Genomic DNA, 25,540 nt, shown 5'->3' with positions numbered 1-25,540 from the left:
GTACGGCAAATCGCAGATAAAAAAATAGCAGGGGGAGGATTTACCTCACGCACCTGCTGCTTTCTCGCCTCTGCCTGGTTGGGCAGCTCGTCTTAGCGACGAGTGACGAAGGGGTTAGGGTAGCTGAAACCCTGGGTATACAAAGAGGGGGCAAACCAATAGGTTGAGTTGCTGCCTGGCATATTGAAACTCCTGATTGCTTAACAAGTTACGTACCTTTATGCGGGCTCAAATCCTTGAACGAACACTCGGTTCCATGGAGGCGCACTTGCTTTGCTTCGGTTCCCTGGAGGCTTTCATCGTCATCCTGACGGGTGGCGAACCACGGGAGCTAATTTACCAGTCGGTGCGTTAAATTCAATATTTTTGTGAGATCGGTCACACATTTTCTTTTCTATCGGTCAGCGTCGTCCGAACCTGACGATCGTACTGCCTGGTTGCCATCAGCCAGCACAAGCTGCCTGCGATTTGCGCTGATTGCTCACATTTTTGTGTGATTGACTGTATTATCGTTATCCACTTTCCAGGCCCACTGACGGGGCCTCTTTCATTCCGTGCTGGTAAGGAGTCCTGACGTGGCACAACTAAGTTCCTTGTCCCCCCAACTGATTTGGCATTTCTTCGAACAGATCTGCTCCATCCCCCACCCTTCCAAGCATGAAGCCAAGCTGAGCGCCTGGATCGTCCAATGGGCGCAAGAGGAAGGTCTGGCGGTCAAACAGGATAACGTCGGCAACATCATCATCAAGAAACCGGCCACCCCGGGGATGGAAAACCGCAAGGGCGTGGTGCTTCAGGCCCACATCGACATGGTGCCGCAGGCCAACGCAGACACCAAACACGACTTCGCGACCGATCCCATCGATGCCTATGTTGATGGCGAGTGGGTTACTGCCCGTGGCACCACGCTGGGTGCCGACAACGGCATCGGTATGGCCGGTTGCCTGGCAGTGCTGGCTGACAAGACCATCAAACACGGCCCGCTGGAAGTGCTGCTGACCACTGACGAAGAGACCGGCATGACCGGCGCCTTCGGTCTGGAAGCGGGCTGGCTGGAAGGCGAGATCCTGCTCAACACCGACTCCGAAGAGGATGGCGAGGTCTATATGGGCTGCGCCGGTGGGGTGGATGCCAATATCCGTTTCCCGCTCGAGCTGGTTGATGCTGCGGAAGGCGAAGCCCTCGAGCTGGCCGTCAAAGGGCTGCGTGGCGGTCACTCCGGTTGCGATATACATCGCGGTCGTGGCAACGCCAACAAGCTGCTGGTGCGCCTGCTCAAAGCTGCCGAGCCGCTCGGTATCCGTCTGGCCGAGATCCACGGCGGCACCCTGCGCAACGCCATCCCGCGCGAAGCCCGTGCCACTCTGCTGGTACCCGCAGCCAGCGTAAACGAGTTCAAGGCGCTGGTTGACCGCTATACCGGTATCTACCAGACCGAGCTGGCCGCCACCGAGCCGAACCTGGCTCTGCTGGTCAACAGCGCCGCCAAACCGACCAAGCTGATGAGTGTCTCCCTGCAGCAGCGCCTGCTGGATGCCCTGATGGCCTGCCCGAACGGCGTGATGCGCATGAGCGATGCCATGCCCGGCGTAACCGAAACCTCCACCAACCTGGGGGTCATCAAGACTCAGGATGGCGAAGTGTATGTCCAGTGCCTGATCCGCTCCCTGATCGACTCCGGTCGCGAGAGCATCGAGCAGATGACCCGCTCCCTGTTCACCCTGGCGGGTGCCAGCTGCGAATTCACCGGTGCCTATCCGGGTTGGGCGCCGAACGTGGACTCCCCCGTCATGGCGCTGGTGCGCAACAGCTACCAGACCCTGTTCGGCACCATGCCCAACGTGATGGTGATCCACGCCGGTCTCGAGTGCGGTCTGTTCAAGAGCGCCTATCCGGAGTGGGACATGGTCTCCTTCGGCCCGACCATCCGCGGTGCCCACTCCCCTGACGAGAAGGTACACATCCCGGCAGTCGAGCGTTTCTGGCAGCTGCTGGTGCACGTACTGGAAGCCATTCCGGCCAAGTAAGACAGCCCAACGGCAAAACAAAAGCCCCGCACTGCTGCGGGGCTTTTTATTGTCTGTCCCAGCCTGACTTTGGCGCTTAACGGATACCGCGGGCCTCGCGGATCCACTCCCAGGCTTGCTGGATCTCCTGGGTCTTCTCCTTGGCCATCTCCATCATCTCCGGCGGCAACCCCTTGGCAGCCAGCTTGTCCGGGTGATGCTTGCTCATCTCCTTGCGGTAGGCGCGCTTGATATCCTGATCGCTGTCGCTCTCGCTCACCCCCAGCAACTGGTAGGCATTCTTGAGGCGATCCGCAGAGGGTGCCGCCTGCCGATACTGCTGACTACCGGAATGGCCCCCCTGATACTGGCCATGGGCCTGATTGAAGAAGTTCATCTGCGCTTCGGCCATCGCCAGAATGCGGGCCAGCTCGATGCGGCTGAAGCCCAGCTCGTCGGCAATGGTGTGCAGAATGGCGCGCTCGCCCTCCTCTACCCGCCCGTCGGCAAAGGCCGCCTGCAGTTGTACCTCGAGGAAGAAGCGCAGAATGTCGCGCTGCCCCAGACTGGCACGGCGGAACTCGGCCAGGGTCTCGCGCAGCGGGAAGTCAGCCTCCTTACCGAGACGAAACGACTCCTGCGCTCGGGCACGCTGTTCGCCCGCCAGCCGCATACGATCCATCAGGTTGGAGGCAACCCGGATCTCCTGTTCGGTCACCTGACCGCTTGACTTGGCGATGTGACCCATCACCGAGAAGGTGGCGTGGAAGAAGACGGCTTGCTGCTCCTGACTCGGACCGCGACGAAACGCCCCCTGCAGCCCCATGCCACGGTCGAAACGATGGCCGATCCAGAGGCCAATCAGGGCGCCGATGATATTACCGAGCAGAAAACCGAAGAAGGCGCCCAGCACCTTACCCCAAATACGCATGGTTCAAGACCTCTTGAAGTTAATGAGTGCGGGTCTGGAGCTGGTCATCCAGCTCGCGCAGTCGATCGACCGTGCCGATATCGCGCCACTCGCCAGCGAGCAGGCTGCCGCCCACCCGCCCTTGCGCCATCCAGTCACGGAGCAGGGGCGCCAGTTTGCGGGCGCCGCCCGCGAGATCGGCAAAGGCTGCCGGATCATATAGTCCGACCCCGCTGAAGGTAAACGCTGGCGTATCCACGACTCGCCCTTCTTGCAGGGCAAAGTCCCCGCTCGGGTGCTGGGGCGGGTTGGGCACCAGCCAGAGGTGGGCCAGATCATCGCCAAGGGGCTGGCTGACCAGAGTGTGATAATCGAGATCGAGCCAGGTATCGCCGTTGATCACCAAAAAGGGTTCAGAGCCCAGCAGCGGCAGCGCCTGCACAATGCCGCCCGCGGTCTCCAGCGCGCTCTCCTCGGCTGACCACTGGATGGTCACGCCAAGCGCACGGCCATCACCAATGCTCTCGACCAGCTTGTGGCCGAGCCAGGCGTGGTTGATGACCAGCTCGGTCACGCCAGCGGCTTTGAGTTTTTCGATGTGATGAACGATGAGCGGCTTGCCCCCCACCGCCAACAGTGGCTTGGGCAGCAGGTCGGTCAGCGGGCGCATCCGCTCGCCACGGCCAGCGGCCAGGATCATCGCCTTCATGGTTTTACCCCTGCATTGGCGATCCCCGGCAACACCACCTGCTCCAGCCACTGACCAAAACGGGCCAGTACCGGATAGGCACTACCATGAGAGCGACAGACATCCACCACGTAGCCAAGAGTGCGGGGAATATCCTTGAGATAGCCGGACTTGCCGTCGCGATGATAGAGCCGGGTAAAGATTCCGGCCGCTTTGAGGTGGCGCTGCATGCCGGTCAGGTCGGCATCACGACGGAAACTGGCATAATCGAGCTCGCCAAGCAGACCCGCCTGTTGCAGGGTGGCAAAGCCGTGGCGCATCCCTTCATCGATCACCTCGTCCTGCCAGCGCACGTAGCAATCTTTCAGCAGGGAAACCAGATCATAAGTGAGCGGCCCGATGACCATATCCTGAAAATCGATGATGGCCAGCCGGCTGCTCTCGGGGGTATCCCCGCCACACACCATCAGGTTGCGACTGTGAAAATCTCTATGCATCACCCCCTGCGGCTGGGCCAGATTGCAGGCGGTGAGACAAGCAAAGGTCTCGGCCAGCAGTTGCTGCTCTTCGTCGCTCAGGGTCAGTTTTAGATGGTGGCCCAGCAGCCACTCGGGAAAAATGCTGTTCTCCCGCGCCATAAAAGCGGCATCGAAGGGTTCAAGCGCCAGTTCAACCGCCCCCAGGCGGGGCAGCAAATCAATCGCCTTGCCATACCAGGCCAGCACGTTGTGCTCGTTCAGGCAGCTGATCAGCTGGGTATCACCCAGATCACTGACCGCCAGCAGACCCTGTTCGTAGTCCACCGCCTTGACCTCTGGCGCCAACAGCTGACGCGCTTGCAAGGCGGCCGCATTACGAACAAATTCATGATTTTTTTCGGTTTTCGGATTGGCATCCACCCACACCAGACCACCACCACGAGAGTAGCGGCGGAAGCTGGCATCACCGGAAATGAGGGTAAGCGTGAGAGTGGCATCACCGGAAATACGGCGTGCCCACTGCAATAGCAGGGAATCGCGATCGTGCATAAGTAGAGGACCAAGGTGGAAAGCAGCACTTGGCTGTTAGCCCTGGCCGCAATAATGCTTTATCATTGCCGGCTAACATAAAGCAATGACATGCAATGTCAACTCGATGAAACCTGTCGTAAAATGCATGCCTTGGATCAACCGTATCTATCACGGATTGCACGAGTCTTTCACATGACAAAATGGACACTGGGGTACCGCTATCCCATCGCCCTGACTATCAGCCTGGCCCCCGCACTCACCCCTATGATGGTGCAGGCGGCCCCGTTCGAAGCGCCGCCAGCCACCGGCATTCTAGATAGTCTCTGCTATGACTATGTTCCCAAGATAGAGAAGCCTGCATCGGATCAGGATGCCAACGCACAGCCGGTCGAGGTTGATGCTGACCGTCTCGAGGCCAAACAGGGCGGCACCGCCGTCTATGAAGGCGACGTCAAGGTTCGTCAGGGTGTTCGCAAGTTTGACTCCGACTATGCCCAGCTCGATCAGAAGAGCCGGGATGTCATCGCCATCGGCAACATCTATTACAACGACGGTCAGGTAACCGTCACCAGCGACAAGACCCTCAAATCCAATCTGGATACTAAGAACTCCGAGCTGGAAGAGGGCAAGTATCAGGTGCATGGCTCACCGGTGCGCGGCTTTGCCAAGCGCGTGGTGATGACCAACAACAACCAGAACATCACCATGGAGGGGGCCCAGTACACCACCTGCCCCCCCGGTCAGGAAGTGTGGACCCTCAAGGCGGGCAGCATCGACATCGACCAGAAAGAGGTGTTTGGCGAAGCCTGGAACGCCAGCCTCTGGCTCTATGACTACCCGGTGTTCTACTTCCCCTATATCAACTTCCCCATCAAGGATGAGCGGAAGACCGGTCTGCTCTACCCGGGTTACAAGCAAAGCTCCAGCAACGGCATGGATATCACCCAGCCCTTCTACTGGAACATAGCTCCCAACTACGATGCCACCATCACCTCCCGTTTTATGGACAAACGCGGCCTGATGGAGCAGGTGGAGTTCCGCTACATGCCGGACCCCGCCCACACCGGCACCCTCTATTTTGAAAGCCTCAGGGATGACAAGCAGTATGATGCTGGCAACCCGAGCTTTACCAACCCTTCGACAGGGACTCCGTACCTCTCCGATGGGCATCGTTACCTGATGAACGTCCGCCACAGTTCCACCCTGATGGACGGCTCCCTGCGTCTGGGCATCGACTACACCCAGGTGCGCGACAAGGATTACAACTACTTCAACGACTTCAGTCCAACGGTAGGTACCCAAGTCGACAGTCAGTTGCAGCAATCCTTTACTGCCGGATATTACCAGCAGAACTGGAACCTCACCTCAGAAGTGCGCCGTTATCAGATCCTGAGCCCCTACGCGCTGCTGCCTCACGAGATGCTGCCGCGTATCGACTACAACTACTACCAGCAGGGCAAGTGGTTCGATCTGGCCTGGAACAGCGAACTGACCAAATTTGGTTATGACAGCGGCAGCGCCAGTGCCCAGCAGGCCGGTGAGCGCTATACCACCACCCGACTGCACCTGGCTCCGACCCTGACCGTGCCTCTCATTGATGCCCCTGGCTACTACCTCACCAGCCAGTACAAGCTGATGTTTACCTCCTACAACCAGGAGGTACCCAAGGATCTGGTCTACACGGATCGCTCGCGTTTTACCGACTCCAGCACTGGCCTGCTCACCCTGAAGGATGGCACCGTCAATCGTACCCTCCCCTCCTTCCGCCTTAAGGGGGGGCTTAACTTCGATCGCCCGGTTGACTGGTATGATGGCAAGGGTACCCAGACACTGGAGCCGGAGTTCCAGTATCTCTACGTCCCCTATCGGGATCAGGACGATATCGGGATCTACGACTCCACCACCACCCGTCAGGATTACTACAGCCTGTTCAGTGATCGCCGCTTTGCCGGTCTCGACCGCATCAGCGATGCCAATCGGGTCACCGTTGGCCTGACCAGCCGGGTCTATGACAATGTGGGTGATGAACGGTTGCGTCTGGCGGTGGCCCAGGCCTTCGAAATGACACCACCTAAGGTGCGCCTCTACCCTTCAAATCCGGAAAGCACCAACGCCCGCTCCCTGCTCTCGTTCGAGGGGGATGCCCGGATCACCGATGAGTGGTTTGCCCATGCAGGAACCCAGTACGATACCTCCGAGGGTGAATTTACGGCTGGCAACGGTGCAGTCGAGTACCGGACCGGCAAGCTGACCACTCAGGTCAACTACCGCTACATCAAGGATGGCAACCTGGACTATCGCTATCCGACCAACACGGCGCTGGCAGAAGATCTGAGCCAGGCGGGTCTGGTGATGATGGCGCCGATCGCCGATCAGTGGCAGATGTATGGCGGTTACTACCGTGACATCAAGCAGGATGTGAACATTGACCGCAAGATCGGTGTCAAATACGACTCCTGCTGCTGGAGCATCAACATGAGCCTGGAGTGGCACAATCAGCCGGACAACGTCACCCTGAAACCCACTTCGGAAAAAGTCATTGGTCTGCAGTTTGAAATGAAGGGACTTGGCAGCGTGGGTACAGGTGGCCGCAGCGTCACACTGGATACCGAGCTGTTGCCCTATGTTCGCCCGTTTAATCTGAAAGGCCAGCAATGATGCTGGTCCAGCCTTGAGAGATGGATATGAAAAAGACCCTGATTGCCCTGCTGACCGCGGGAATGTTCGGCGCCATGAGCCAGGCCGCACTGGCAGCGCCCGAGCTGATGGACAAGGTTCTGGCCGTGGTCAACAAGGACGTGGTGCTGTCCAGCCAACAGGACGCACTGGTCAACAAGGTAAAACTCTCCGCCCAGGAGAGCGGCCAGTCCCTGCCTGACGATGCCACCCTGCGCAAACAGGCGCTGGATCGCCTGATCCAGGAGAGCCTGCAGCTGCAACTGGCGGAGCGCCAGGGGCTGAAGATCAGCGACACCCAGCTGGAACAGGCTATTCAGGGCATCGCTGCCGACAACAAGATGACCCTGGATCAGCTGCGGGCCCAGCTCGCCCGTGAAGGGATGACCTATGCCCAGTATCGGGAAGAGGTTCGCCGCGAGATCCTGATGAACGAGGTGCGCCGCAACCAGGTGCGCCGCCGTATCAACATCTCCGAGCAGGAAGTGAAGCAGGTGGTGGAGATCCTGAAGAAACAGGGTCAACAGCAGAACGAATACCACGTAGGCCATATCCAGATTGCCCTGCCGGACAACCCCACTGCCGCCCAGCTGGATGCCGCCAAGAGCAAGATCGAGCGCATTCTGGCCGCCCTCAAGCAAGGTGCCGACTTCCGCAAACTGGCCATTGCCGAGAGTAACGGTCCCAAGGCGCTGGAAGGGGGCGACTGGGGCTGGATGAGCCCGCAAGAGATGCCGACCCTGATGGCGGAAGCGGTGCAAGGTGCCAAGAAGGGCGACATCGTCGGCCCGCTGCGCTCCGGTGCCGGCCTGCACATCGTCAAGGTGTTCGACACCAAGGGTCAGCAGCAAGTGATGCAGACCGAGGTGAAGGCCCGTCATATCCTGATCAAGCCCTCCATTATCCTGAGCGAAGAGAAAGCCAAGGGGATGCTGGATGGTATTCTGCACGACATCAAGAGCGGCAAGGCCAGCTTCGCCAGCATGGCGGAGAAGTACTCCGAAGATCCGGGCTCTGCGGTGCAGGGTGGCGAACTGGGCTGGTCTGATCCCAACGTCTATGTCCCCGAGTTCCGCGACATGGTCAACCGTCTGCAACCGGGCCAGATCAGTGCCCCGTTCCGTACCAGCCATGGCTGGCACATCGTGCAGGTGGAAGATCGCCGCAGCCAGGATGCGACCGACAAGGCTCAGGAGCAGCGCGCCTACCAGCTGATCTACAACCGTCGCTTCGTGGAAGAGTCCCAGGCGTGGCTGGACGAGCTGCGTGACGAGGCCTACATCCAGATCGAAGGAGCCGGTAGCTGATGAGCTGCCGTCGCCTTGCCGTTACCCCGGGCGAACCGGCCGGGATCGGTCCGGATCTGGTGCTGCAGATTGCCCTGCAGGATTGGCCCCATCAGTTGGTGGTGATCGCCGATCCGGCGCTGCTGCGCGAGCGGGCAACCCTGCTTGGGCTGCCCATCGAGCTTGAGCCCTACGATGCCGCTGCCCCTGCCCGCCCCCAGCGGGCGGGCACTCTGACCGTCTGTCCGGTCACCCTCGGCGCCCCCGTGGTGCCGGGCGAGCTGAACGAAGGCAATGGCGCCTATGTGCTGGCGACCCTGCAGCGTGCCTGCGATGGCAACATGAGCGGCGAATTTGCCGCCGTGGTGACCGGACCGGTGCACAAGGGGATCATCAACCAGGCCGGGGTCTCATTCAGCGGCCACACCGAGTTCTTTGCCCAGCAATCCAACACCGCCGATGTGGTGATGATGCTGGCTACCGAGGGGCTGCGGGTCGCACTGGCGACCACCCATATTCCGCTGGCCTATGTGGCGATGGCCATCACCGAGGATCGCCTCGGCAAGGTGATCCGGATCCTCAACGAGGATCTCGCCACCAAGTTTGGCATCGCCAAACCCCGTATTTACGTCTGCGGCCTCAACCCTCATGCTGGGGAAGGTGGCCATCTAGGACGTGAAGAGATTGACGTGATCGAACCCGCCCTGGCTACTTTGCGCCAGGAAGGGATCGATCTGGTCGGCCCGTTACCGGCCGACACCCTGTTCCAGGAGAAATACCTCAAGGATGCGGATGCGGTACTCGCCATGTACCACGACCAGGGGCTGCCCGTGCTCAAATACAAGGGCTTCGGCAGTTCGGTCAATATCACCCTGGGGCTTCCCTTCATCCGCACTTCGGTGGATCACGGCACCGCGCTGGATCTGGCAGGCAAGGGCCTGGCCGATCCGGGCAGCCTTGTCACCGCGATTAACCACGCCATCAAGATGGTAGAGAAAAAAAGATATGAGCAGTAAGGTGCACATGGGCCACACGGCCCGTAAGCGTTTCGGTCAGAACTTCTTGCACGACCGGTATGTGATCGATCAAATCGTCGCCGCCATCAACCCGCAGCCGGGTCAGAATCTGGTGGAGATCGGTCCGGGTCTGGCCGCGCTGACCGAGCCGGTCGCCGCCCAGATGGACAAAATGACCGTGGTCGAGCTTGACCGGGACCTGGCAGCTCGCCTGCGCGAGCACCCGACCCTCAAAGACAAGCTGACCGTCATCGAAGCGGATGCCATGCGTTTTGACTTCGGCACCCTGATGGGTGAAGGCAAGGGGCCGCTGCGCATCTTCGGCAACCTGCCCTACAACATCTCCACCCCGCTCATCTTCCACCTGTGCGAGTTCGCTGATCGGGTAGAGGACATGCACTTCATGCTGCAAAAAGAAGTGGTGTTGCGTCTGGCCGCCGGCCCGGGCAGCAAGGCTTATGGCCGTCTGAGCGTGATGACCCAGTACTACTGCCAGGTGGTGCCTGTGCTGGAAGTGGGCCCGGGCGCCTTCAAACCGGCGCCGAAAGTGGACTCTGCCGTGGTTCGCCTGATCCCGCACAAGAATCCGACCATAGTCGCAAAAGACATTCGTTGTCTGAATCGCGTCTGTACCGAGGGCTTTGGCCAGCGTCGCAAGACCATCCGCAACAGCTTCTCCAACTTCATCACCGACGCCCAGCTGACCGAGCTTGGTATCGATGGCAACCTGCGCCCGGAGAATCTCTCCCTCGAGCAGTTTGTCATGATCGCCAACTGGCTGGCGGATCAGCAACAGGCCTGATCCTGTGGCACTCCCGCACATCGAGATCCGCCCATACCCCGTGTATGTGGCGGGTTCCAAAGACCCTTACCAGTTTCACTATCTGATCGAGATTGAGAATCTGGGGCCCGGCCCGGTGCAACTGCTGCATCGGCGCTGGCTCATCACCGATGCCAATGGCAAGATGCAGGAAGTGGCAGGCTCGGGCGTGGTCGGAGAACAACCCGTCATTGCCGAAGGTGAGACCTACCGCTACCAGAGCGGCGTGCCGCTGGCGACCCCGCTCGGGGTGATGGAAGGGAGCTATACCCTGCAAGATGGCTCTGGCCAGCAGTTCGAGGCGCCTATCGCCCCCTTCACGCTGGCCATCCCCAATATTATCAACTGAGGTTTCATGGCGAACTGTTTTGTCGGTGACATCCAGGGCTGTTACGACGACTTGCGCCGTCTGCTGGATCTTGCCGCGTTCGATCCCGACCAAGACGTGCTCTGGCTCTGCGGCGATCTGGTCGCCCGCGGCCCGGACTCCCTCAATACCCTGCGTTTTGTCAAAGGGCTGGGCAACCGTGCCGTCAGCGTGCTCGGCAACCACGACCTGCACCTGCTGGCTGTCGCAGATGGCGTTGCACCGCTCAAGAAGAAAGACAAGCTGCAAAGCCTGATGGATGCCCCTGATCGGGATGAACTGCTGGAGTGGCTGCGCCACCGCCCGCTACTGGCCGAACATCCGGATCTGCCCATCATGATGGTGCATGCCGGGATCTCCCCCGCATGGGATGTCCGCACCGCGCGCAACTGCGCCCGCGAGGTAGAGAGCCTGCTGCGCGGTGACCAGTACAGCTGGCTGCTGCACAACATGTACGGCGACCAGCCCGATGGCTGGAAAGATGATCTGGTCGGGATCGACCGCTACCGCTACATCATCAACACCTTCACCCGAATGCGCTTCTGCTACTTCGATGGTCGGCTCGACTTCAAATGCAAGAAGGGCCCCAAGGAGTCGACCCCGGGCCTTCGTCCCTGGTTCGAACAGCGCGAGCATCACGTGGATGACCCCATTCTGGTGTTCGGCCACTGGGCGGCCCTGATGGGCAACACCGGCAAGAGCGACATCAAAGCGCTCGATACCGGCTGTGTCTGGGGCAACAGCCTCACTCTGTGGCGCTACGAGGATGATGCCCTGATCGCCACCCCCTGCCCGGTTCACGCCAGCTAGGGGGACGAAGCAATCTGGCGGTCGCTGCCGCACGGATTGCCACAACCCGCTCCAATCACAAAGCCCGGCAATCTGCCGGGCTTGCTGTTTTAGGCTCCCTGTTTTCCGGCGAACGAAGTTACAACTTGCGCCCCAGCCGCTTCTCGATCTGGCGCCGCTCCCACTCGGGGCCAAACAGCTTGAAGGGCTGAAACACCCGAACAGCATGGGAGGCAAGCCCCAATCCCCAGCCCAGGGTTGGCCACCAGGCCCAGATGTACTCCGGATTGCTCAGGTAATTGATGACAAACAGCCCGCAGATCACCACCACGTAGCTGGTGACATGGTGATAGAAGCCCTTGAGCTCCTCCACATAGCGCATTGCCGCCCGCTCCTCTGCCGATACCTGCACCGCATCCTGACCCATAGTGTCACTTCCTCTCATCTCGCGCTCCTGTTGCTCTGATCCATCCAGTTGAGCCACATCGAGTTCAAAGACGGCGGCCAGGGCCTTGAGAGATTCCAGTCCGGGTTGCTGCCCCTGCTCGATCCGCTGGATAGTGCGGACACTCAAACCAGTCAACGTTGCCAACTGATCCTGAGACCAACCCCGTTGCAATCTCAACTTCCTGACGATCATCTCGAACTCCTTGTGGTAATTGACAGGGCCAGCATAGGGCTTGCGCCGCGAAAGGTGACACGACAGATGGCCGACATACATCTGACAATCCTTTAAAATCAGATGGTTAAGATTTTTATCTTGTCAGTCAGCCGCTCGTTCCCCCAGATATTGCACAAACCGTAACAGATAACCATCGGGATCCTGCAGCAAAAATTCGCGCTGCCTGGCCAGCATCTCGCCCACTGGATACCAGACCTCAGTAGGCTGCCGGAAAAGTGCAATCCCGGCGGCCTGCAATCGGTCGAGTAGCGGCTGGATCTCGGTCAGCTCCATCTGCAGATTGATCCCCCGGCCGAACGGTGGCTCCAGCGCCCCGACCTGCCAACCCGCCGGATGTACCTGCTCCAGCATCAGTTGTACCTGTTGCTGTTCAAGATAAGCAAAAGGAGGGTCATCGCGCCGATAGCAGACCGAGAAGCCCAACAAACCGGTATAGAAAACCAGAGCTCGAGCCAGATCGGTAACCGACAGCTCCGGTACCATGGGATTCCAATACACCTCATCCACCGCGACAGTAGGGTTCGTCATGGCTTACAGGCTCTGCATCAGCTCGGCGGCAATTTCAAAGGAGCGCAGTCGGGCCTGATGATCGACGATAGGACCGTTGAACATCAGCTCATCGGCGCGGGTTTCCGCCAGCAGCGCCTTGAGGCCATGACGAACCTGCTCCGGGTTGCCCACTAGCGAGCGGGCCAAGGTCTGCTCCATCGCCATCAGCTCACGGGGCGCCCACTCGTCACCAAGCTGGACGACCGGCGCGGGCAGCTTGCCCGCATCACCGCGATGAAGGCGCAAGAACTGCTGCTGCACGGTAGTGAACTGGAAGCGGGCCTCACGCTCGCTGTCGGCGGCGATCATGTTGATGCAGACCACCGCATGGGGCTTGGGACAGCGAGCGGAGGGGCGATACTGGCTGCGGTAGATCTCCAGCGCCTGCAGCAACATGGCGGGTGCGAAATGGGAAGCAAAACCGAATGGCAAGCCCATCGCCGCTGCAAGTTGCGCGCTGTAGAGGCTGGAGCCCAGCAGCCAGATGGGCAGATGCAGCCCCTGACCGGGCACCGCCTGCACCGCGCCAATCTCGTCGCCAAAGTAGCTCATCAGCTCACGCACATCGGCTGGGAAATCATCCACCTCACCGCTGCGCATACGTCGTAGCGCCCGCATGGTGCGCTGATCGGTCCCGGGGGCGCGGCCAAGGCCAAGGTCGATGCGGTCGGGATAGAGAGAAGCCAAAGTGCCAAACTGTTCGGCAATCACCAGCGGCGAGTGGTTCGGCAGCATGATGCCACCCGCGCCGATCCGCAGAGTGGTGGTGGCTTCGGCCAGATGGCCGATCAGCACCGAGGTGGCGGCACTGGCAATGCCCAGCATGTTGTGATGTTCGGCCAGCCAGTAGCGCTGGTAACCCCAACCCTCGGCATGGCGGGCAAGATCCCGTGAACGGCGAAACGACTCGGCAGGCACGGAACCTTCGGCAACAGGCACCAGATCGAGCACGGAATAGGGGATGGCAGACATGGGTCACTCCATTGATTTACAGGCCAGTAACAAGTGGGGCAATGTAGCACGGGATACCTGAATGAATCACTATCTCCTGCCACACTCTGCCTGCCAAGCGGCAGCAATCGAACGGAACAAATCTCAGGCAAGTATTGTTTGAACGCTCATCCTGCTGGCCGCGCAAGCCCGTGGGGGATCATATTTTCTTACATTTGCGGGCTGGCCTGAGCGCCCCCGGCTGGTTATAACGGTGCCCCTATAGCGAAGGGGGAGCAACAGACTCCCCCTCACTCTTTGTCACACCACACTGTTCAGGTTATCTATGTCAAAACATCTCGTTCTGCTGGGCGCGCTGACGCTCTCCGGCTGCGCCCTGTTGTCTCCCCCCGCCCCCACCGTCACCCCGGTGCACCTTGCCGATACCAGCCAGCGCGGCTTCTACATCGAATGCAGCAGCATGAAAGCCTGCTTCCAGCAGGCCAACCAGACCTGCCCGCAAGGTTACAAGGAGACCGACCGCCGCCAGCAGACGCTCTACAGCACCCAGTATCTGGGGGGAAGCTATGACGACGAGAAGAAGGTCTACAAAGCAGCCAAGCCCTATCGCATCGCCAACACGGTCCACTCGTTGACCATCCAGTGTCCGATCTGAGCATAACGTCACGCTAACCCATAGGGCGGCCGGCGCGGGATACCAAGGGTCCGGCCGGCACGCGCCCCCCTTTTCTTGCCCCACAGAGCACGCGCCTTTTATGTCACAGAGAATTGTCCTGCTGGGCAGTATATTGCTGTCCGGTTGCGCCCCCGCCACTGTCACTGAGCTCACCTCCGCAGATTCCTCGCTGCAACGATTCCAGATCGAGTGCAGTGCGCCGGATGATTGCCAGCAACAGGCAAGCTTGAGCTGTCCGCAGGGCTATCAGGAAACCGATCACAGCCAGCACACCTTCACCAAGGTTCAGATGAGCATGGGGGGCACCGACCCGATGAGGGGGATTTAGCCCGAGCTTCCCCCAGATCAGCACCTTCACCATCCATACCCTGCTGGTGCAGTGTCCCCGCAAGCCGGCACAGCCCCACCCGCAGGGACACTGATGAGCAAGGGCCCGCAGGCCCTTCTCTCTTGTTACCCACACTCAGCCCACGGCGAATGACCCACACCTTGCAAGGCAGGACGTTTTGCGAATAACCCGCGTCATCCATCAAGCCCGGAGAAAAGAGGAAAAGCCATAAAAAAACGGTCAACCGAGGTTGACCGTTTTTCACTACGTTGCGTCCTTAGAACAGCAGATGTGCCACCCCGGCGATAACCGGCAAGGTGACCAGAGTGCGCAGCAGGAAGATAACAAACAGCTCCCACAGCTTGACCGGGATCTTGCTGCCCAGCAGCAGGGCGCCCACTTCCGACATATAGATCAGCTGGGTTACCGACATGGCGGCAATCACGAAGCGGGTCATGTCACTCTCGATGGTCGAGGCCAGCACCGCCGGAATGAACATATCGGCAAAACCGACCATGATGGTCTTGGAAGCCGCTTCCGCCTCCGGCAGTTGCAGCAGCTCCAGCAAGGGGACAAACGGGGCGCCAAGCCAGTTGAAGATAGGGGTGTGCTCGGCCAGCATCAGCGCACAGGTACCGATCGCCATCACTACCGGCAGCACGCCAAACACCATATCCAGTGCATTCTTCACCCCTTCCCGCGCGACGGCGCCGAGATCAGTCATGCTGTCAGCCTTGGTCAGGGCACGCTCGAAACCATAGCTCATCACGCTGTGCTGGTGCGGCACTGCTTCCTGCTTGCGGCACAGGGGAGTGCCATCGGCATAGATGTCCTTCTTCCAGCAGAGCGGCGGCAGACGCGGCACCACGATGGCGGCAACCACCCCCGCCAGACAGACGGTCAGGTAGAAGGGAACGAACATGTGCTCCAGCTTCACTTGGGAGATCACCACCAGACAGAAGGTGATGGAGACTGCAGAGAAGGTGGTGCCAATCACCGCAGCTTCACGCTGGGTGTAGAACTTCCCTTCGTACTGCTTGCTGGTCAGCAGGATGCCGACGCTGCCATCGCCAAGCCAGGAGGCAAAGCAGTCCACAGCCGAACGACCCGGCAACCGGAAGACCGGACGCATGATGCGGGTCATCATGGTGCCGACAAATTCCAGCAGCCCGAAATCGAGCAGCAACGGCAGCAGCAGGCCAGCAAAAATGAAGACTGAAAACAGCACCGGCAGCAGATCGTTGAGCACCAGTCCACCGGTTGCGCCGGAGTAAAGCACCTCTGGCCCCACCTGGAAGAAGGTCAGCAGCACGAAGATACCGCCCAATACCCGCACGCAGGCCCAGAAAGGGGAGACATTGAACAAACTGTTGAGGAAAGGACGACGCACCAGAATCGCCGGCTTGAACAGCCAGGCAATCACCGTCATCAGCATGGTGGTGGTGATCACCGCACTGACCATGGCGACCAGATAATCGGCAAAAATGCGCTGTACCAGCTTGGCCAGCACGGCCACCGGGATGGTGACGTTACCGTCATAGACGACCGGCGTCATGAACAGCAGGATCCCGATAAGTGACGGAACCAGAAACATCAACAAGTTACGGCGAGTATTGACCGCAGGTGCTTCGAGACTCTTTTCCAACATGATATGACTGCCCTAATGTTACTTTTCCCTAGCCCGGCCAACCTGCGTATTCATGCATTAACCGGCAAAACGGGCGCAAGAATACTCTAAAAAAATGCACAAACAAGCCCTTAAGGCAGAAATCTACGCATAAATATTTCCACAGGTAAACCTTCCATTAAAACAATAAGATACAGCGGCGCATATCGATTCAATCGACATCGCCAGATGATTGTTTCGGCATTGTTAATTTTGGTGGGCAGTATAATCGGTTATCAGTAGCAGGCAATAAGTGACATCACAAATATACCTAATGAGTTGCTGCTCGATAGACATAAAAAAACCGGAGCCTGTTCAGGCTCCGGTTTTCAATGAGAGTGACGGGGATCAGTCACGGACGTAGATGACTTCAACGCCATCATCTTCGTCGTCATCCCAATCGTCATCATCAAGCCCTTCATCGAAGGCAAGAGAGGCAGCCAGTGCTTCCGCTTCAGCCTTGGCCAACTGGTTCTTGTGGTAGTCGTCCCACTTGAACTCCACCTTCTCGATGGCGTCTTTGGCATCTTCCGCCAGCTGACGGGGCATAGTATCCAGCAGATCCAGAATGTCGTAGCAGACCTTCTTGGTGCCTTCCTTGCTGATGGCAGTGATGGCGTAAACCGGCCCTTCGTGGTTCAGGGCTGCCTTGACGCGATCCATCACCTCCTGGGCTTCTTCTTCCAGGATCAGGTCCATCTTGTTAAACACCAACCAGCGCGGCTTGCCAGCCAGTTCCGGGCTGTACTTCTCCAGCTCCTTGACGATGGTCACGGCATTTTCAGCAGGATCGGAGCCATCAACCGGGCAGATATCCACCAGGTGGATCAGCACGCGGCAACGCTCGAGGTGTTTCAGGAAGCGGATACCCAGACCTGCGCCTTCGGCAGCACCTTCGATCAGACCCGGGATATCGGCGATCACGAAGGAGCGGGAGTTCTCGCCACGCACCACACCCAGATTCGGTACCAGGGTAGTGAAGGGGTAATCAGCCACTTTCGGGCGAGCCGCAGACACGGCGCGAATAAAGGTAGACTTGCCGGCATTCGGCAGACCCAGCATGCCGACATCGGCCAGCAGCAGCAGCTCCAGCTTCAGGGTACGCACTTCACCCGGAGTACCGTTACTCTTCTGACGGGGAGCACGATTGACGGAGCTCTTGAAGCGGGTGTTGCCCAGACCGTGGAAACCACCTTTGGCAACCAGCAGCTTCTGCTCGTGGTGGGTCAGATCCCCCAGCAGTTCACCGGTATCTTCATCGGTCGCTCGAGTACCGACCGGCACACGCAGGATCTTGTCCTTGCCGCGGCGACCGGTACAGTTGGCACTCTGGCCATTCTCACCACGCTCGGCAGCATGGAAACGCTCGAAACGGTAGTCGATCAGGGTATTGAGGTTTTCGTCGGCGATCAGATATACGTCGCCACCGTCACCGCCGTCACCGCCGTCCGGACCACCGTTGGGAATATATTTTTCACGGCGAAAGCTTACACAACCGTTACCACCGTCACCGGCATCGACTCGAATCTGGACTTCATCAACAAACTTCATAGGTAACCGTCACCTTAATTCGAAAAACCGATACGCAATTATAGTGGTACAGACCCCTGCGGGCGATACGCATCTTGCCAATCATGCCCGTCAGAGCCAAAGTCAGCTGCGTTCCGTTTTTTCGTCAACGACATCAGAAAGACGTCATAAAAACAAAAGCCCCGCCTGTTGGCGGGGCTTCGGATCCTTGCGGTCCGTAATTACTCAGCAACGATGCTAACGTACTTACGATTCAGCGGACCTTTAACTTCGAACAGGATTTTACCAGTCGCGGTAGCGAACAGGGTGTGATCCTTGCCCAGACCAACGTTGGTGCCAGCGTGGAACTTGGTACCACGTTGACGAACGATGATGCTGCCAGCCAGAACTGTTTCGCCGCCGAAACGCTTCACGCCCAGGCGTTTAGCTTCAGAATCGCGACCGTTGCGGGATGAACCGCCAGCTTTTTTGTGTGCCATTTATCGGACTCCTCTAATTAAGCGCTGATGCCAGTGATTTTGACTTCAGTGAACCACTGACGGTGGCCCGCTTGCTTACGATGGTGCTTACGACGACGGAACTTGACGATAGTCACTTTCTCGCCACGGCCGTGAGCCACAACTTCAGCTACAACCTTGCCACCTTCAACGAAAGGAGCACCTACTTTAAAAGTGTCGCCTGCAGCAACCATCAGAACTTCGTTGAAGTCGATGGTAGCGCCAGTCTCAACGTTCAGCTTTTCCAGACGAACGATTTGACCTTCGGCCACACGGTGTTGTTTTCCGCCGCTTTGGAATACCGCGTACATTTGATTAACTCCGTAAAGGCATGTCTTTTGCTCAAGGCTAGACATGCGCAAAAACCTATAACAATGGGCGGGCATTCTACGCAAATCGATCTGCTCAGGCAAGGCCAATTTAGCAAAAAGTTTATTTTGTGCGCATATCTGCCGCCGTGGATAAACGCCTAACTGTAACCCATTGTGAAATCGTGTAGAATCCCTGCCATTACTAAAATCGCAGTTATTGCTGCTGTCACGTTACGAGACTTATGGACCAACAGACTATCCGTGCGCTCTGTGCCGCCGACATGACGGCGGTCAATGAACTGATCCTGGCCCGACTCCAGTCCGACGTTAGTCTGATTAATCAGCTGGGTTTCTACATTGTCAGCGCCGGCGGGAAACGGATGCGCCCCATGCTGACCGTGATGGCTGCGCGTGCGCTGGGCTATGAGGGTGAGGATCACCTGAAACTGGCCGCCATCATCGAATTCATTCACACCTCTACCCTGCTGCATGACGACGTGGTCGACGAATCCGACCTGCGCCGCGGCCGGGAGACCGCCAACGCCATGTTTGGCAATGCCGCCAGCGTGCTGGTCGGTGACTACCTCTATAGCCGCTCCTTCCAGATGATGGCCGAACTCTCCAACCTGCGGGTGATGGAGATCCTCTCGGATGCCACCAACACCATCGCCGAAGGGGAAGTGTTGCAACTGATGAACTGCAACGACCCGGATACCACCGAAGAGAGCTACATGACGGTCATCTACTGCAAGACCGCCAAGCTGTTCGAGGCCGCCACTCGCCTTGCCGCCGTGCTGACTCATCAGCCCGAGCCCGTCGAGCAGGCCATGACCGATTACGGCAAGTATCTGGGCACCGCGTTCCAGATCATCGATGACGTGATGGACTACTGCTCCCAGAGCGAAGAGATGGGCAAGAACGTCGGCGACGATCTGGCCGAAGGCAAACCGACCCTGCCGCTGCTGCGCGCCATGGAAGTGGGTACGCCGGAAGAGCGCCAGCTGGTGCGCGATGCCATCGAGCACCGCAACGGCATGGAGCATCTTGAGCAGATCCTCGGCATTCTCGACCGTACCGGCGCGCTGGAGTACTCCCGCATGCGTGCTAGGGAAGAGGCCGACAAGGCCATTGCCGCCCTCGCCATCCTGCCTGACTCCCCGCACAAACAGGCGCTGGAAACACTGGCCCACATGGCCGTGCAGCGCAGTGCCTGAGTAAACGACATGGATGAAAAAAGAGGCCGTTGGCCTCTTTTTTATTCTCTGCTATCTGCTGGACAGTGCATTGCGCCAGACTCAGCGACTCAGCATACAGAGGATCACGCTACCTGCCACCACTAGCGAGCCGCCGATACGGCGCAACTGCTCCGGTGGCTGATCGCTCAGCAGCCGCAACATCTGCTGCCATGCCCTGGGCATCAACAACGGGCCGAGCCCCTCGAACAACAGCAGCAATCCCAACCCCATCAGCATGGATGTCAGCATCCGACCTCCTTCAATGCAACCAGCCCCTCGGGTCAACGGCTGGCGTTGGCACCAAAAACAAAAGGGTCTGACAATGCAGACCCTTTGAATGTGACCTCGTGGCGATTACTGCTTGGTGCCGTGAGGAGACTTGAGGTAACGGAAGAACTCGCTGTCCGGCTTGAGCACCATCAGGTCGTTACCACCGGCGAAGCTCTTGCGATAGGCCTCCATGCTACGCACGAAGCTGAAAAACTCGGGGTCTTTCTTGTAGCTGTCGGCATAGATCTTGGCGGCTTCCGCATCCCCTTCACCACGCAGTTGGCGAGCGTTACTCTCGGCGTCAGCGATCATGACGGTCACCTTGCGGTCGATATCGGCACGCAGGATTTCAGCCTTCTCGCGACCCTGAGAGCGGTGCTCACGGGCGACTGCGGTACGCTCGGCGCGCATCCGCTGGTAAATGGAGTTGGAGACTTCCACCGGCAGGTTGATCTGCTTGATCCGCACATCCACCACCTTGATGCCGAGCTCGGAGGAGCGCGCCATCTTCTTCAGGGCATCTTCCATCACGGTACTACGCTCACCGGAGACGATGTCCTTGATGGTGCGGTTACCGATCTCGGAACGCAGACCGTTGTTGATCTTGCGCTTGAGCAGATCTTCCGCCTGCAGCTTGTTGCCACCACCGGTTGCCAGGTAGTACTTGGAGAAGTCCTCAATCTTCCACTTCACGTAAGAGTCGATGATCAGGTCTTTCTTCTCGGAGGTGACAAAACGGTCGGCCTGGCTGTCAATGGTCTGGATGCGGGCATCCATCTTGCGAACCTGGTCGATGAGCGGCACCTTGAAATGCAGGCCCGGCTCATAGAGGCGGGGTTCACCGGAGTCAACCCGCTTCACCTTGCCAAACTGCACCACAATCCCCTTCTGACCTTCATCAACGATAAAGACAGAGGAGAAGCAGACCATGGCCGCGACAGCGATTGCACCAATAGCTAGCTTTTTCATCTATCAGTTTCTCCCTGAGCTGAAGCGGTCACCGCTACGCAGCGGCATTGTCGGCGTAGAGTTGGCACCCTCGTTTGAAACGGGGACCTGCTCTGTGACCGGGGCGACAGTGGCACGATCAGACTGGGCAGCCTTCGGCTTGCCAGACAGCTTGTCGAGCGGCAGGTAGATCATGCTGTTGTTGCCAGCCGGCATGTCGACCACCACCTTGTTGGCCTGCTGATAGAGCTCTTCCATCGTTTCCAGATAGATACGCTCACGGGTCAGCTCGGGGGCAGCCAGATACTGGGGCAGCAGCTCGTTGAAGCGAGCAACTTCACCCTGGGCTTTCAACACGATCTGGGACTTGTAAGCTTCCGCTTCCTGCTCCAGACGCTTCACCTGACCACGGGCCTTCGGCTCCACTTCACGGGCATAGGCTTCTGCTTCACGAATGAAGCGCTGTTCATCTTCCTGAGCGGAGATGGCGTCATCAAAGGCGTCTTTCACCTCTTCCGGCGGACGCGCCGGCAGGAAGTTGACGTCGACGATCTGCAGACCCATCTGGTAAGGCTCGATGATGCCATCGATCACCTGCCAGGTCTCCTGACGCACCTTCTCACGACCGGTAGTCAGGACGTCATCCATCCGGGTATGACCCACCACGTAGCGCAGGGCGCTATCGGTGGCCTGACCCAGACTCTCGTCGGCATTGGTCACGCTGAACAGATACTGCTCGGGATTGACGACACGGTACTGCACGTCCATCTCGACCCGAACCACGTTCTCATCCTGAGTCAGCATGAAACCGGAGGCAGGCAGGGAGCGCACGGACTCGACGTCCACCGGGATCACCTGATCGATAAAGGTTGGCTTCCAGCGCAGGCCCGGCTCGACAATATGGGAAAACTTGCCAAACCGCAGCACGGCACCACGCTCCGCTTCGCGAATGGTGTAGAAGCCGCTGATGACCCACACCACCACAGCCACAACCAGCGCGATGGAGATACCAAAGCGACCTACATCGCCGCCAGATTTGCCGCCACCAAACAAGCCACCGAAACGGCGACTCACTTTGCGCAGCATTTCATCCAGATCAGGGGGTCCCTGATTCTTGCCGTTATTCCCCCAAGGGTCACGGTCTTTGCCGTTGTTACCAGGCTCATTCCAAGCCATCAGCGTCTCCATTAATACATGCGGATGGATATCATCTCTATCGGGCCGTCATACGTTGAGAAGCCCCTAAGGGTTCACCTTCATCAACGAATCAATGCCTGATAAAGCGTTGTAAACTCTCACCTTCCTGTTTCACGAGGCGGTTCCAGTCGGCCACTTGCAAGCGGACTTCCAGCACGAAATCCCCCTCCTCGCTAAAACCTTCCTGCTCAATCCCTTTCAGCTGATAGAGCGCACTGCGCAATCTCGCGGCAGAAGGAGGCAACTGCAGGGTGTGATGCACCATGGAGCCAGCCAGCAATTCGGTCAGCGCCGTAAACAGATGCTCACAACCTTCACCAGTCTGGGCCGACAACCAGACGCGCAACGGGCGCCCCTCATCATCTCGCTCCAGACCTGCCGGACGATCCGCCAGCTTGTCGATCTTGTTGCAGATCATCAGCTGGGGCCTGTCATCGGCTTCAATCTCGGCCAACACCTGCTGCACGGAGTCGATATTCTCCTGCATCTGCTCATCGGCACAGTCCACCACATGCAGCAGCAGATCCGCTTCACGGGTCTCCTGCAGGGTCGCCTTGAAGGCCGCGACCAGATCATGGGGCAAGTGTCGAATAAATCCAACTGTATCCGCCAAAATCACATCACCCACATCCCGGATCACCAGTTTACGCAGGGTGGGATCCAGAGTTGCGAACAATTGGTCGGCAGCATACACGCTGGCAGCTGTAAGTTGGTTGAACAAAGTGGACTTTCCGGCGTTGGTATAACCAACCAGTGACACCGTCGGCACTTCGTTGCGGTTGCGGGCGCGGCGTCCCTGCTCCCGCTGCTTGGCCACCTTGTCGAGCCGACGCAAAATCGCCTTGATGCGTTCCCGCAGCAGACGTCGGTCAGTTTCAAGCTGGGTTTCACCCGGGCCACGCAGACCGATCCCGCCCTTTTGACGTTCAAGGTGGGTCCAGCCTCGCACCAGACGAGTGGAAAGATGGCGCAACTGGGCCAGTTCGACCTGCAGTTTACCTTCGTGGGTACGGGCGCGCTGGGCAAAGATATCGAGGATCAGGCCGGTTCGGTCCACCACACGGCACTGGAACAGACGCTCCAGGTTGCGCTCCTGGGCGGGGGTCAGGGCATGGTTGAAGATGACGACGTCGGCATCCAGCATCTGGACTTGGGACGCGATCTCTTCAGCCTTGCCACTGCCGACAAAAAATTTGGCACTGGGCGCACTGCGACTGGTGGTAATTACCCCCAGCGCATTGACTCCGGCCGAGCTCACCAACATCTTGAGCTCTTCCAGATCCTCCCGCTCACCCTCATCACTGAAGTTGACATGCACCAGAACGGCCTGTTCGCCAGCTTCATAACGGTCAAACAAGCGCTTGCTCCTTAACAGGAATCATGATGAATCTGAGTTGGCGAGTCGACTCGCCCAGGGATATCACGCCTCGGCATCACCCTGTTCATCAGCCGCGCCACCCGGAGTGGGCTGGTGATGATTAACGGCACGTGCCGGTACGACAGTCGAGATGGCGTGCTTGTAAACCATCTGGCTCACGGTGTTTTTCAGCAGGATAACAAACTGGTCAAAAGACTCGATCTGACCTTGCAGTTTGATGCCGTTCACCAAATAGATAGAAACAGGAATCCGCTCACGGCGCAGCGCATTCAAAAACGGGTCTTGGAGAGATTGCCCCTTAGCCATTTTTCTTTTCCTTATAGTTTGTTGTTTTTAAACACCGGATATCAATATAACAACCTGATTATACAGGGAGTGTCAAGCCGCACCAGCGCGAGCAAGCACGCGGTCGAGATTGCCAGACTCACCAGATTCCAACCAGGTCACGTCGGGCCAGCCGCGCAACCAGGTCATCTGTCGTTTTGCCAATTGGCGTGTGGCAACAATGCCACGATAACGCATCTCATCATACCCCACTTCACCGCACAGGTAGTCCCACATTTGGCGATAACCCACACAGCGAATGGAGGGGAGATCCGGGGTCAGATCGCCGCGCGCCATCAGCGCACGAACCTCCTGTTCAAAGCCACCTTGCAGCATCTTGTCAAAGCGCTGTTCGATCCGCTGATGCAGCACGGCACGATCGCTCGGGGCGATGGCAAACTGCTGCACCCGATAGGGCAAGCCCTCCCCCTGCACTTGCGTCAGCTCGGTAAGGGTCTTGCCGCTGATGCGGTAGACCTCCAGCGCCCGGGAGAGTCGCTGCGGGTCATTGGGGTGAATTCGCGCCCCGGCCACAGGGTCGATGCGCACCAGCTCGTCGTGCAGCGCTTGCCAACCGAGGCGGGCAGCCTCTTCCTCAATCCCAGCACGAATGGCGGGATTGGCGGAGGGCAGCGGGGACAATCCCTCCAGCAGCGCCTTGAAATAGAGCATGGTGCCGCCCACCAGCAGCGGAATGCGGCCACGGTCGGCGATCTCTTTCATCTCCCGCAGGGCATCCTTGCAAAAATCGGCTGCCGAATAGCTCATGGCGGGGTCAAGAATGTCGATCAGCCGGTGCGGGGCACGTGCCAGTTCATCGGCGGTCGGCTTGGCCGTACCTATATCCATGCCGCGATAGATCAGCGCCGAATCGACGCTGATGATGTCGCAGGGCAGCGCCTGGCACAGTTCAATGGCGAGATCCGTCTTGCCGGAGGCCGTCGGCCCCATCAGAAAAATTGCGGTCGGCAAGTCACTCGCCATGTTCAAACTCCTCCAGCACAGTCGCCAACGAAAGCGGGCGCACCATGCGAATGTCTGCCAGTTGGTCACTGAAATCGGTCACAAGTTCCGTCAGCAGACGACTGGCAGTTGAAAAATCGTATATCTTCTCGCGGCTTATCCCCTGCTCCACCAGCCATTGGCATAATACTTCAGCCTGCTGACCAGCATCACTGTCAGATCCGCCCTCGATAATTTGCAGCAATTCGGGTAACAGACGCACCAGGTCGGTCTGGCGCAGCAGAGCCGGCACCCGAGTCAGGATCATGGTGTCGCGCCCCCCGCTTTTCAACTCCAGCCCCATCCGTTTCAGCAAACGTTCCTGCTCGGTCACCAGCGCGATCAAATTCTTCGGCAATTTGAAGGAGACCGGCAGCAACAGTGGCTGGGCCGCCAGTCCCTGGCCCCAGGTCTCCAGCAGCCAGTGG

Annotated in this window: 26 protein-coding genes and 1 pseudogene; 10 read left to right on the top strand and 17 right to left on the bottom strand. The window is 58.6% G+C overall.

The genetic code is table 11. The features are described from left to right. Nucleotides 1-575 precede the first annotated feature (575 nt). The gene (locus tag AACR14_RS01780; RefSeq protein WP_019444904.1) at nucleotides 576-2,027 is read left to right on the top strand and encodes an aminoacyl-histidine dipeptidase; all 1,452 of its coding nucleotides are present in this window, start codon (nucleotides 576-578) and stop codon (nucleotides 2,025-2,027) included. Nucleotides 2,028-2,103: 76 nt separating this feature from the next. On the opposite strand, the gene djlA is transcribed toward AACR14_RS01780, so the two are convergent. The 3 genes from djlA to AACR14_RS01765 are packed head-to-tail and all read right to left on the bottom strand — an operon-like array spanning nucleotide 2,104 to nucleotide 4,632. Next, nucleotides 2,104-2,937: a co-chaperone DjlA gene (gene djlA, locus AACR14_RS01775; protein ID WP_019444903.1), complete on the bottom strand. Its 834-nt coding sequence runs from the start codon at nucleotides 2,935-2,937 to the stop codon at nucleotides 2,104-2,106. A gap of 19 nt (nucleotides 2,938-2,956) precedes the next feature. Further along, nucleotides 2,957-3,625: an N-acetylmuramate alpha-1-phosphate uridylyltransferase MurU gene (murU, locus tag AACR14_RS01770; RefSeq protein ID WP_019444902.1), complete on the bottom strand. Its 669-nt coding sequence runs from the start codon at nucleotides 3,623-3,625 to the stop codon at nucleotides 2,957-2,959. Next, nucleotides 3,622-4,632, bottom strand: a complete 1,011-nt coding sequence (locus AACR14_RS01765) for an aminoglycoside phosphotransferase family protein (protein ID WP_019444901.1) — start codon at nucleotides 4,630-4,632, stop codon at nucleotides 3,622-3,624. The genes murU and AACR14_RS01765 overlap by 4 nt, the downstream gene beginning before the upstream one ends. Before the next feature lie 174 nt (nucleotides 4,633-4,806). On the opposite strand from AACR14_RS01765, the gene lptD reads away from it, so the two are divergent. Genes lptD through AACR14_RS01735 form a run of 6 tightly spaced genes read left to right on the top strand, consistent with a single transcriptional unit; the run spans nucleotide 4,807 to nucleotide 11,589 of the window. After that, entirely contained in the window at nucleotides 4,807-7,272 is a 2,466-nt protein-coding gene (gene lptD, locus AACR14_RS01760) for an LPS assembly protein LptD (RefSeq protein WP_019444900.1), read from the top strand. Between the two features lie 26 nt (nucleotides 7,273-7,298). Continuing rightward, nucleotides 7,299-8,597: a peptidylprolyl isomerase SurA gene (gene surA / locus AACR14_RS01755; protein WP_005349338.1), complete on the top strand. Its 1,299-nt coding sequence runs from the start codon at nucleotides 7,299-7,301 to the stop codon at nucleotides 8,595-8,597. Next, complete coding sequence (gene pdxA, locus AACR14_RS01750) at nucleotides 8,597-9,592, top strand: 4-hydroxythreonine-4-phosphate dehydrogenase PdxA (RefSeq protein ID WP_019444899.1); 996 nt, start codon at nucleotides 8,597-8,599, stop codon at nucleotides 9,590-9,592. Before surA ends, pdxA begins: the two co-directional genes overlap by 1 nt. Continuing rightward, nucleotides 9,582-10,394 (top strand): 16S rRNA (adenine(1518)-N(6)/adenine(1519)-N(6))-dimethyltransferase RsmA, encoded by an 813-nt coding sequence (gene rsmA / locus AACR14_RS01745; protein ID WP_005339016.1) that lies wholly within the window; start codon nucleotides 9,582-9,584, stop codon nucleotides 10,392-10,394. The genes pdxA and rsmA overlap by 11 nt, the downstream gene beginning before the upstream one ends. Before the next feature lie 4 nt (nucleotides 10,395-10,398). After that, on the top strand, nucleotides 10,399-10,761 hold the full coding sequence (gene apaG, locus AACR14_RS01740) for a Co2+/Mg2+ efflux protein ApaG (protein ID WP_026034872.1): 363 nt from the start codon (nucleotides 10,399-10,401) through the stop codon (nucleotides 10,759-10,761). A 6-nt stretch (nucleotides 10,762-10,767) separates the two neighbouring features. Continuing rightward, entirely contained in the window at nucleotides 10,768-11,589 is an 822-nt protein-coding gene (locus AACR14_RS01735; RefSeq protein WP_019444897.1) for a symmetrical bis(5'-nucleosyl)-tetraphosphatase, read from the top strand. A gap of 118 nt (nucleotides 11,590-11,707) precedes the next feature. Here the strand turns inward: AACR14_RS01735 and AACR14_RS01730 are convergent, their stop codons facing one another. The 3 genes from AACR14_RS01730 to AACR14_RS01720 form a co-directional block, all read right to left on the bottom strand. Further along, nucleotides 11,708-12,208, bottom strand: coding sequence for a 2TM domain-containing protein (locus AACR14_RS01730; RefSeq protein WP_026034871.1), 501 nt, complete (start codon nucleotides 12,206-12,208; stop codon nucleotides 11,708-11,710). A 123-nt stretch (nucleotides 12,209-12,331) separates the two neighbouring features. Beyond that, entirely contained in the window at nucleotides 12,332-12,778 is a 447-nt protein-coding gene (locus AACR14_RS01725) for a bleomycin resistance protein (protein ID WP_192811945.1), read from the bottom strand. Nucleotides 12,779-12,781: 3 nt separating this feature from the next. Further along, nucleotides 12,782-13,771, bottom strand: coding sequence for a luciferase-like monooxygenase (locus AACR14_RS01720; RefSeq protein ID WP_019444894.1), 990 nt, complete (start codon nucleotides 13,769-13,771; stop codon nucleotides 12,782-12,784). A 304-nt stretch (nucleotides 13,772-14,075) separates the two neighbouring features. On the opposite strand from AACR14_RS01720, the gene AACR14_RS01715 reads away from it, so the two are divergent. Together AACR14_RS01715 and AACR14_RS01710 are read left to right on the top strand one after the other, a co-directional pair. After that, the gene (locus AACR14_RS01715) at nucleotides 14,076-14,405 is read left to right on the top strand and encodes a hypothetical protein (protein WP_019444893.1); all 330 of its coding nucleotides are present in this window, start codon (nucleotides 14,076-14,078) and stop codon (nucleotides 14,403-14,405) included. Between the two features lie 100 nt (nucleotides 14,406-14,505). After that, nucleotides 14,506-14,754, top strand: a complete 249-nt coding sequence (locus tag AACR14_RS01710; RefSeq protein WP_237714686.1) for a hypothetical protein — start codon at nucleotides 14,506-14,508, stop codon at nucleotides 14,752-14,754. Between the two features lie 277 nt (nucleotides 14,755-15,031). Here AACR14_RS01710 and AACR14_RS01705 read toward each other — a convergent pair whose 3' ends face one another. The 4 genes from AACR14_RS01705 to rplU all read right to left on the bottom strand — a co-directional run bounded on the left by AACR14_RS01705 (nucleotide 15,032) and on the right by rplU (nucleotide 18,758). Next, nucleotides 15,032-16,402, bottom strand: a complete 1,371-nt coding sequence (locus AACR14_RS01705) for a YjiH family protein (protein WP_019444891.1) — start codon at nucleotides 16,400-16,402, stop codon at nucleotides 15,032-15,034. Nucleotides 16,403-16,768: 366 nt separating this feature from the next. Further along, entirely contained in the window at nucleotides 16,769-17,971 is a 1,203-nt protein-coding gene (gene cgtA, locus AACR14_RS01700) for an Obg family GTPase CgtA (RefSeq protein WP_005339026.1), read from the bottom strand. Between the two features lie 200 nt (nucleotides 17,972-18,171). Beyond that, entirely contained in the window at nucleotides 18,172-18,429 is a 258-nt protein-coding gene (rpmA, locus tag AACR14_RS01695; RefSeq protein ID WP_005339028.1) for a 50S ribosomal protein L27, read from the bottom strand. 17 nt (nucleotides 18,430-18,446) lie between these two features. Beyond that, the gene (rplU, locus tag AACR14_RS01690) at nucleotides 18,447-18,758 is read right to left on the bottom strand and encodes a 50S ribosomal protein L21 (RefSeq protein ID WP_005304210.1); all 312 of its coding nucleotides are present in this window, start codon (nucleotides 18,756-18,758) and stop codon (nucleotides 18,447-18,449) included. Nucleotides 18,759-19,000: 242 nt separating this feature from the next. On the opposite strand from rplU, the gene ispB reads away from it, so the two are divergent. After that, nucleotides 19,001-19,972, top strand: coding sequence for an octaprenyl diphosphate synthase (gene ispB / locus AACR14_RS01685; RefSeq protein WP_019444890.1), 972 nt, complete (start codon nucleotides 19,001-19,003; stop codon nucleotides 19,970-19,972). Between the two features lie 81 nt (nucleotides 19,973-20,053). On the opposite strand, the gene AACR14_RS01680 is transcribed toward ispB, so the two are convergent. From AACR14_RS01680 to AACR14_RS01650, 7 genes and pseudogenes are all read right to left on the bottom strand, one after another. Then, a complete protein-coding gene (locus AACR14_RS01680) occupies nucleotides 20,054-20,242 on the bottom strand; it encodes a DUF2065 domain-containing protein (RefSeq protein ID WP_019444889.1) in 189 nt (62 codons plus the stop codon). 105 nt (nucleotides 20,243-20,347) lie between these two features. Next, the gene (hflC, locus tag AACR14_RS01675) at nucleotides 20,348-21,232 is read right to left on the bottom strand and encodes a protease modulator HflC (protein WP_005339038.1); all 885 of its coding nucleotides are present in this window, start codon (nucleotides 21,230-21,232) and stop codon (nucleotides 20,348-20,350) included. A 3-nt stretch (nucleotides 21,233-21,235) separates the two neighbouring features. Beyond that, entirely contained in the window at nucleotides 21,236-22,387 is a 1,152-nt protein-coding gene (hflK, locus tag AACR14_RS01670) for an FtsH protease activity modulator HflK (protein ID WP_019444888.1), read from the bottom strand. Nucleotides 22,388-22,478: 91 nt separating this feature from the next. Then, nucleotides 22,479-23,765, bottom strand: coding sequence for a ribosome rescue GTPase HflX (gene hflX / locus AACR14_RS01665; protein WP_005339043.1), 1,287 nt, complete (start codon nucleotides 23,763-23,765; stop codon nucleotides 22,479-22,481). A gap of 63 nt (nucleotides 23,766-23,828) precedes the next feature. Continuing rightward, entirely contained in the window at nucleotides 23,829-24,092 is a 264-nt protein-coding gene (gene hfq, locus AACR14_RS01660) for an RNA chaperone Hfq (protein WP_005339045.1), read from the bottom strand. Between the two features lie 72 nt (nucleotides 24,093-24,164). Continuing rightward, nucleotides 24,165-25,094 carry a tRNA (adenosine(37)-N6)-dimethylallyltransferase MiaA gene (gene miaA, locus AACR14_RS01655; RefSeq protein ID WP_019444887.1) on the bottom strand — a complete coding sequence of 310 codons (930 nt, stop codon included), beginning with the start codon at nucleotides 25,092-25,094 and terminating at the stop codon, nucleotides 24,165-24,167. Continuing rightward, nucleotides 25,084-25,540: pseudogene (locus AACR14_RS01650) on the bottom strand (DNA mismatch repair endonuclease MutL); the annotation flags it as partial. The pseudogene AACR14_RS01650 and the gene miaA, both read right to left, overlap by 11 nt.

Source organism: Aeromonas sp. 159, assembly GCF_963862045.1.
Lineage (GTDB): Bacteria > Pseudomonadota > Gammaproteobacteria > Enterobacterales > Aeromonadaceae > Aeromonas > Aeromonas veronii.
The sequence above is the reverse complement of the archived record's forward strand: the minus strand, read 5'-3'. Positions and strand labels throughout refer to the sequence as shown.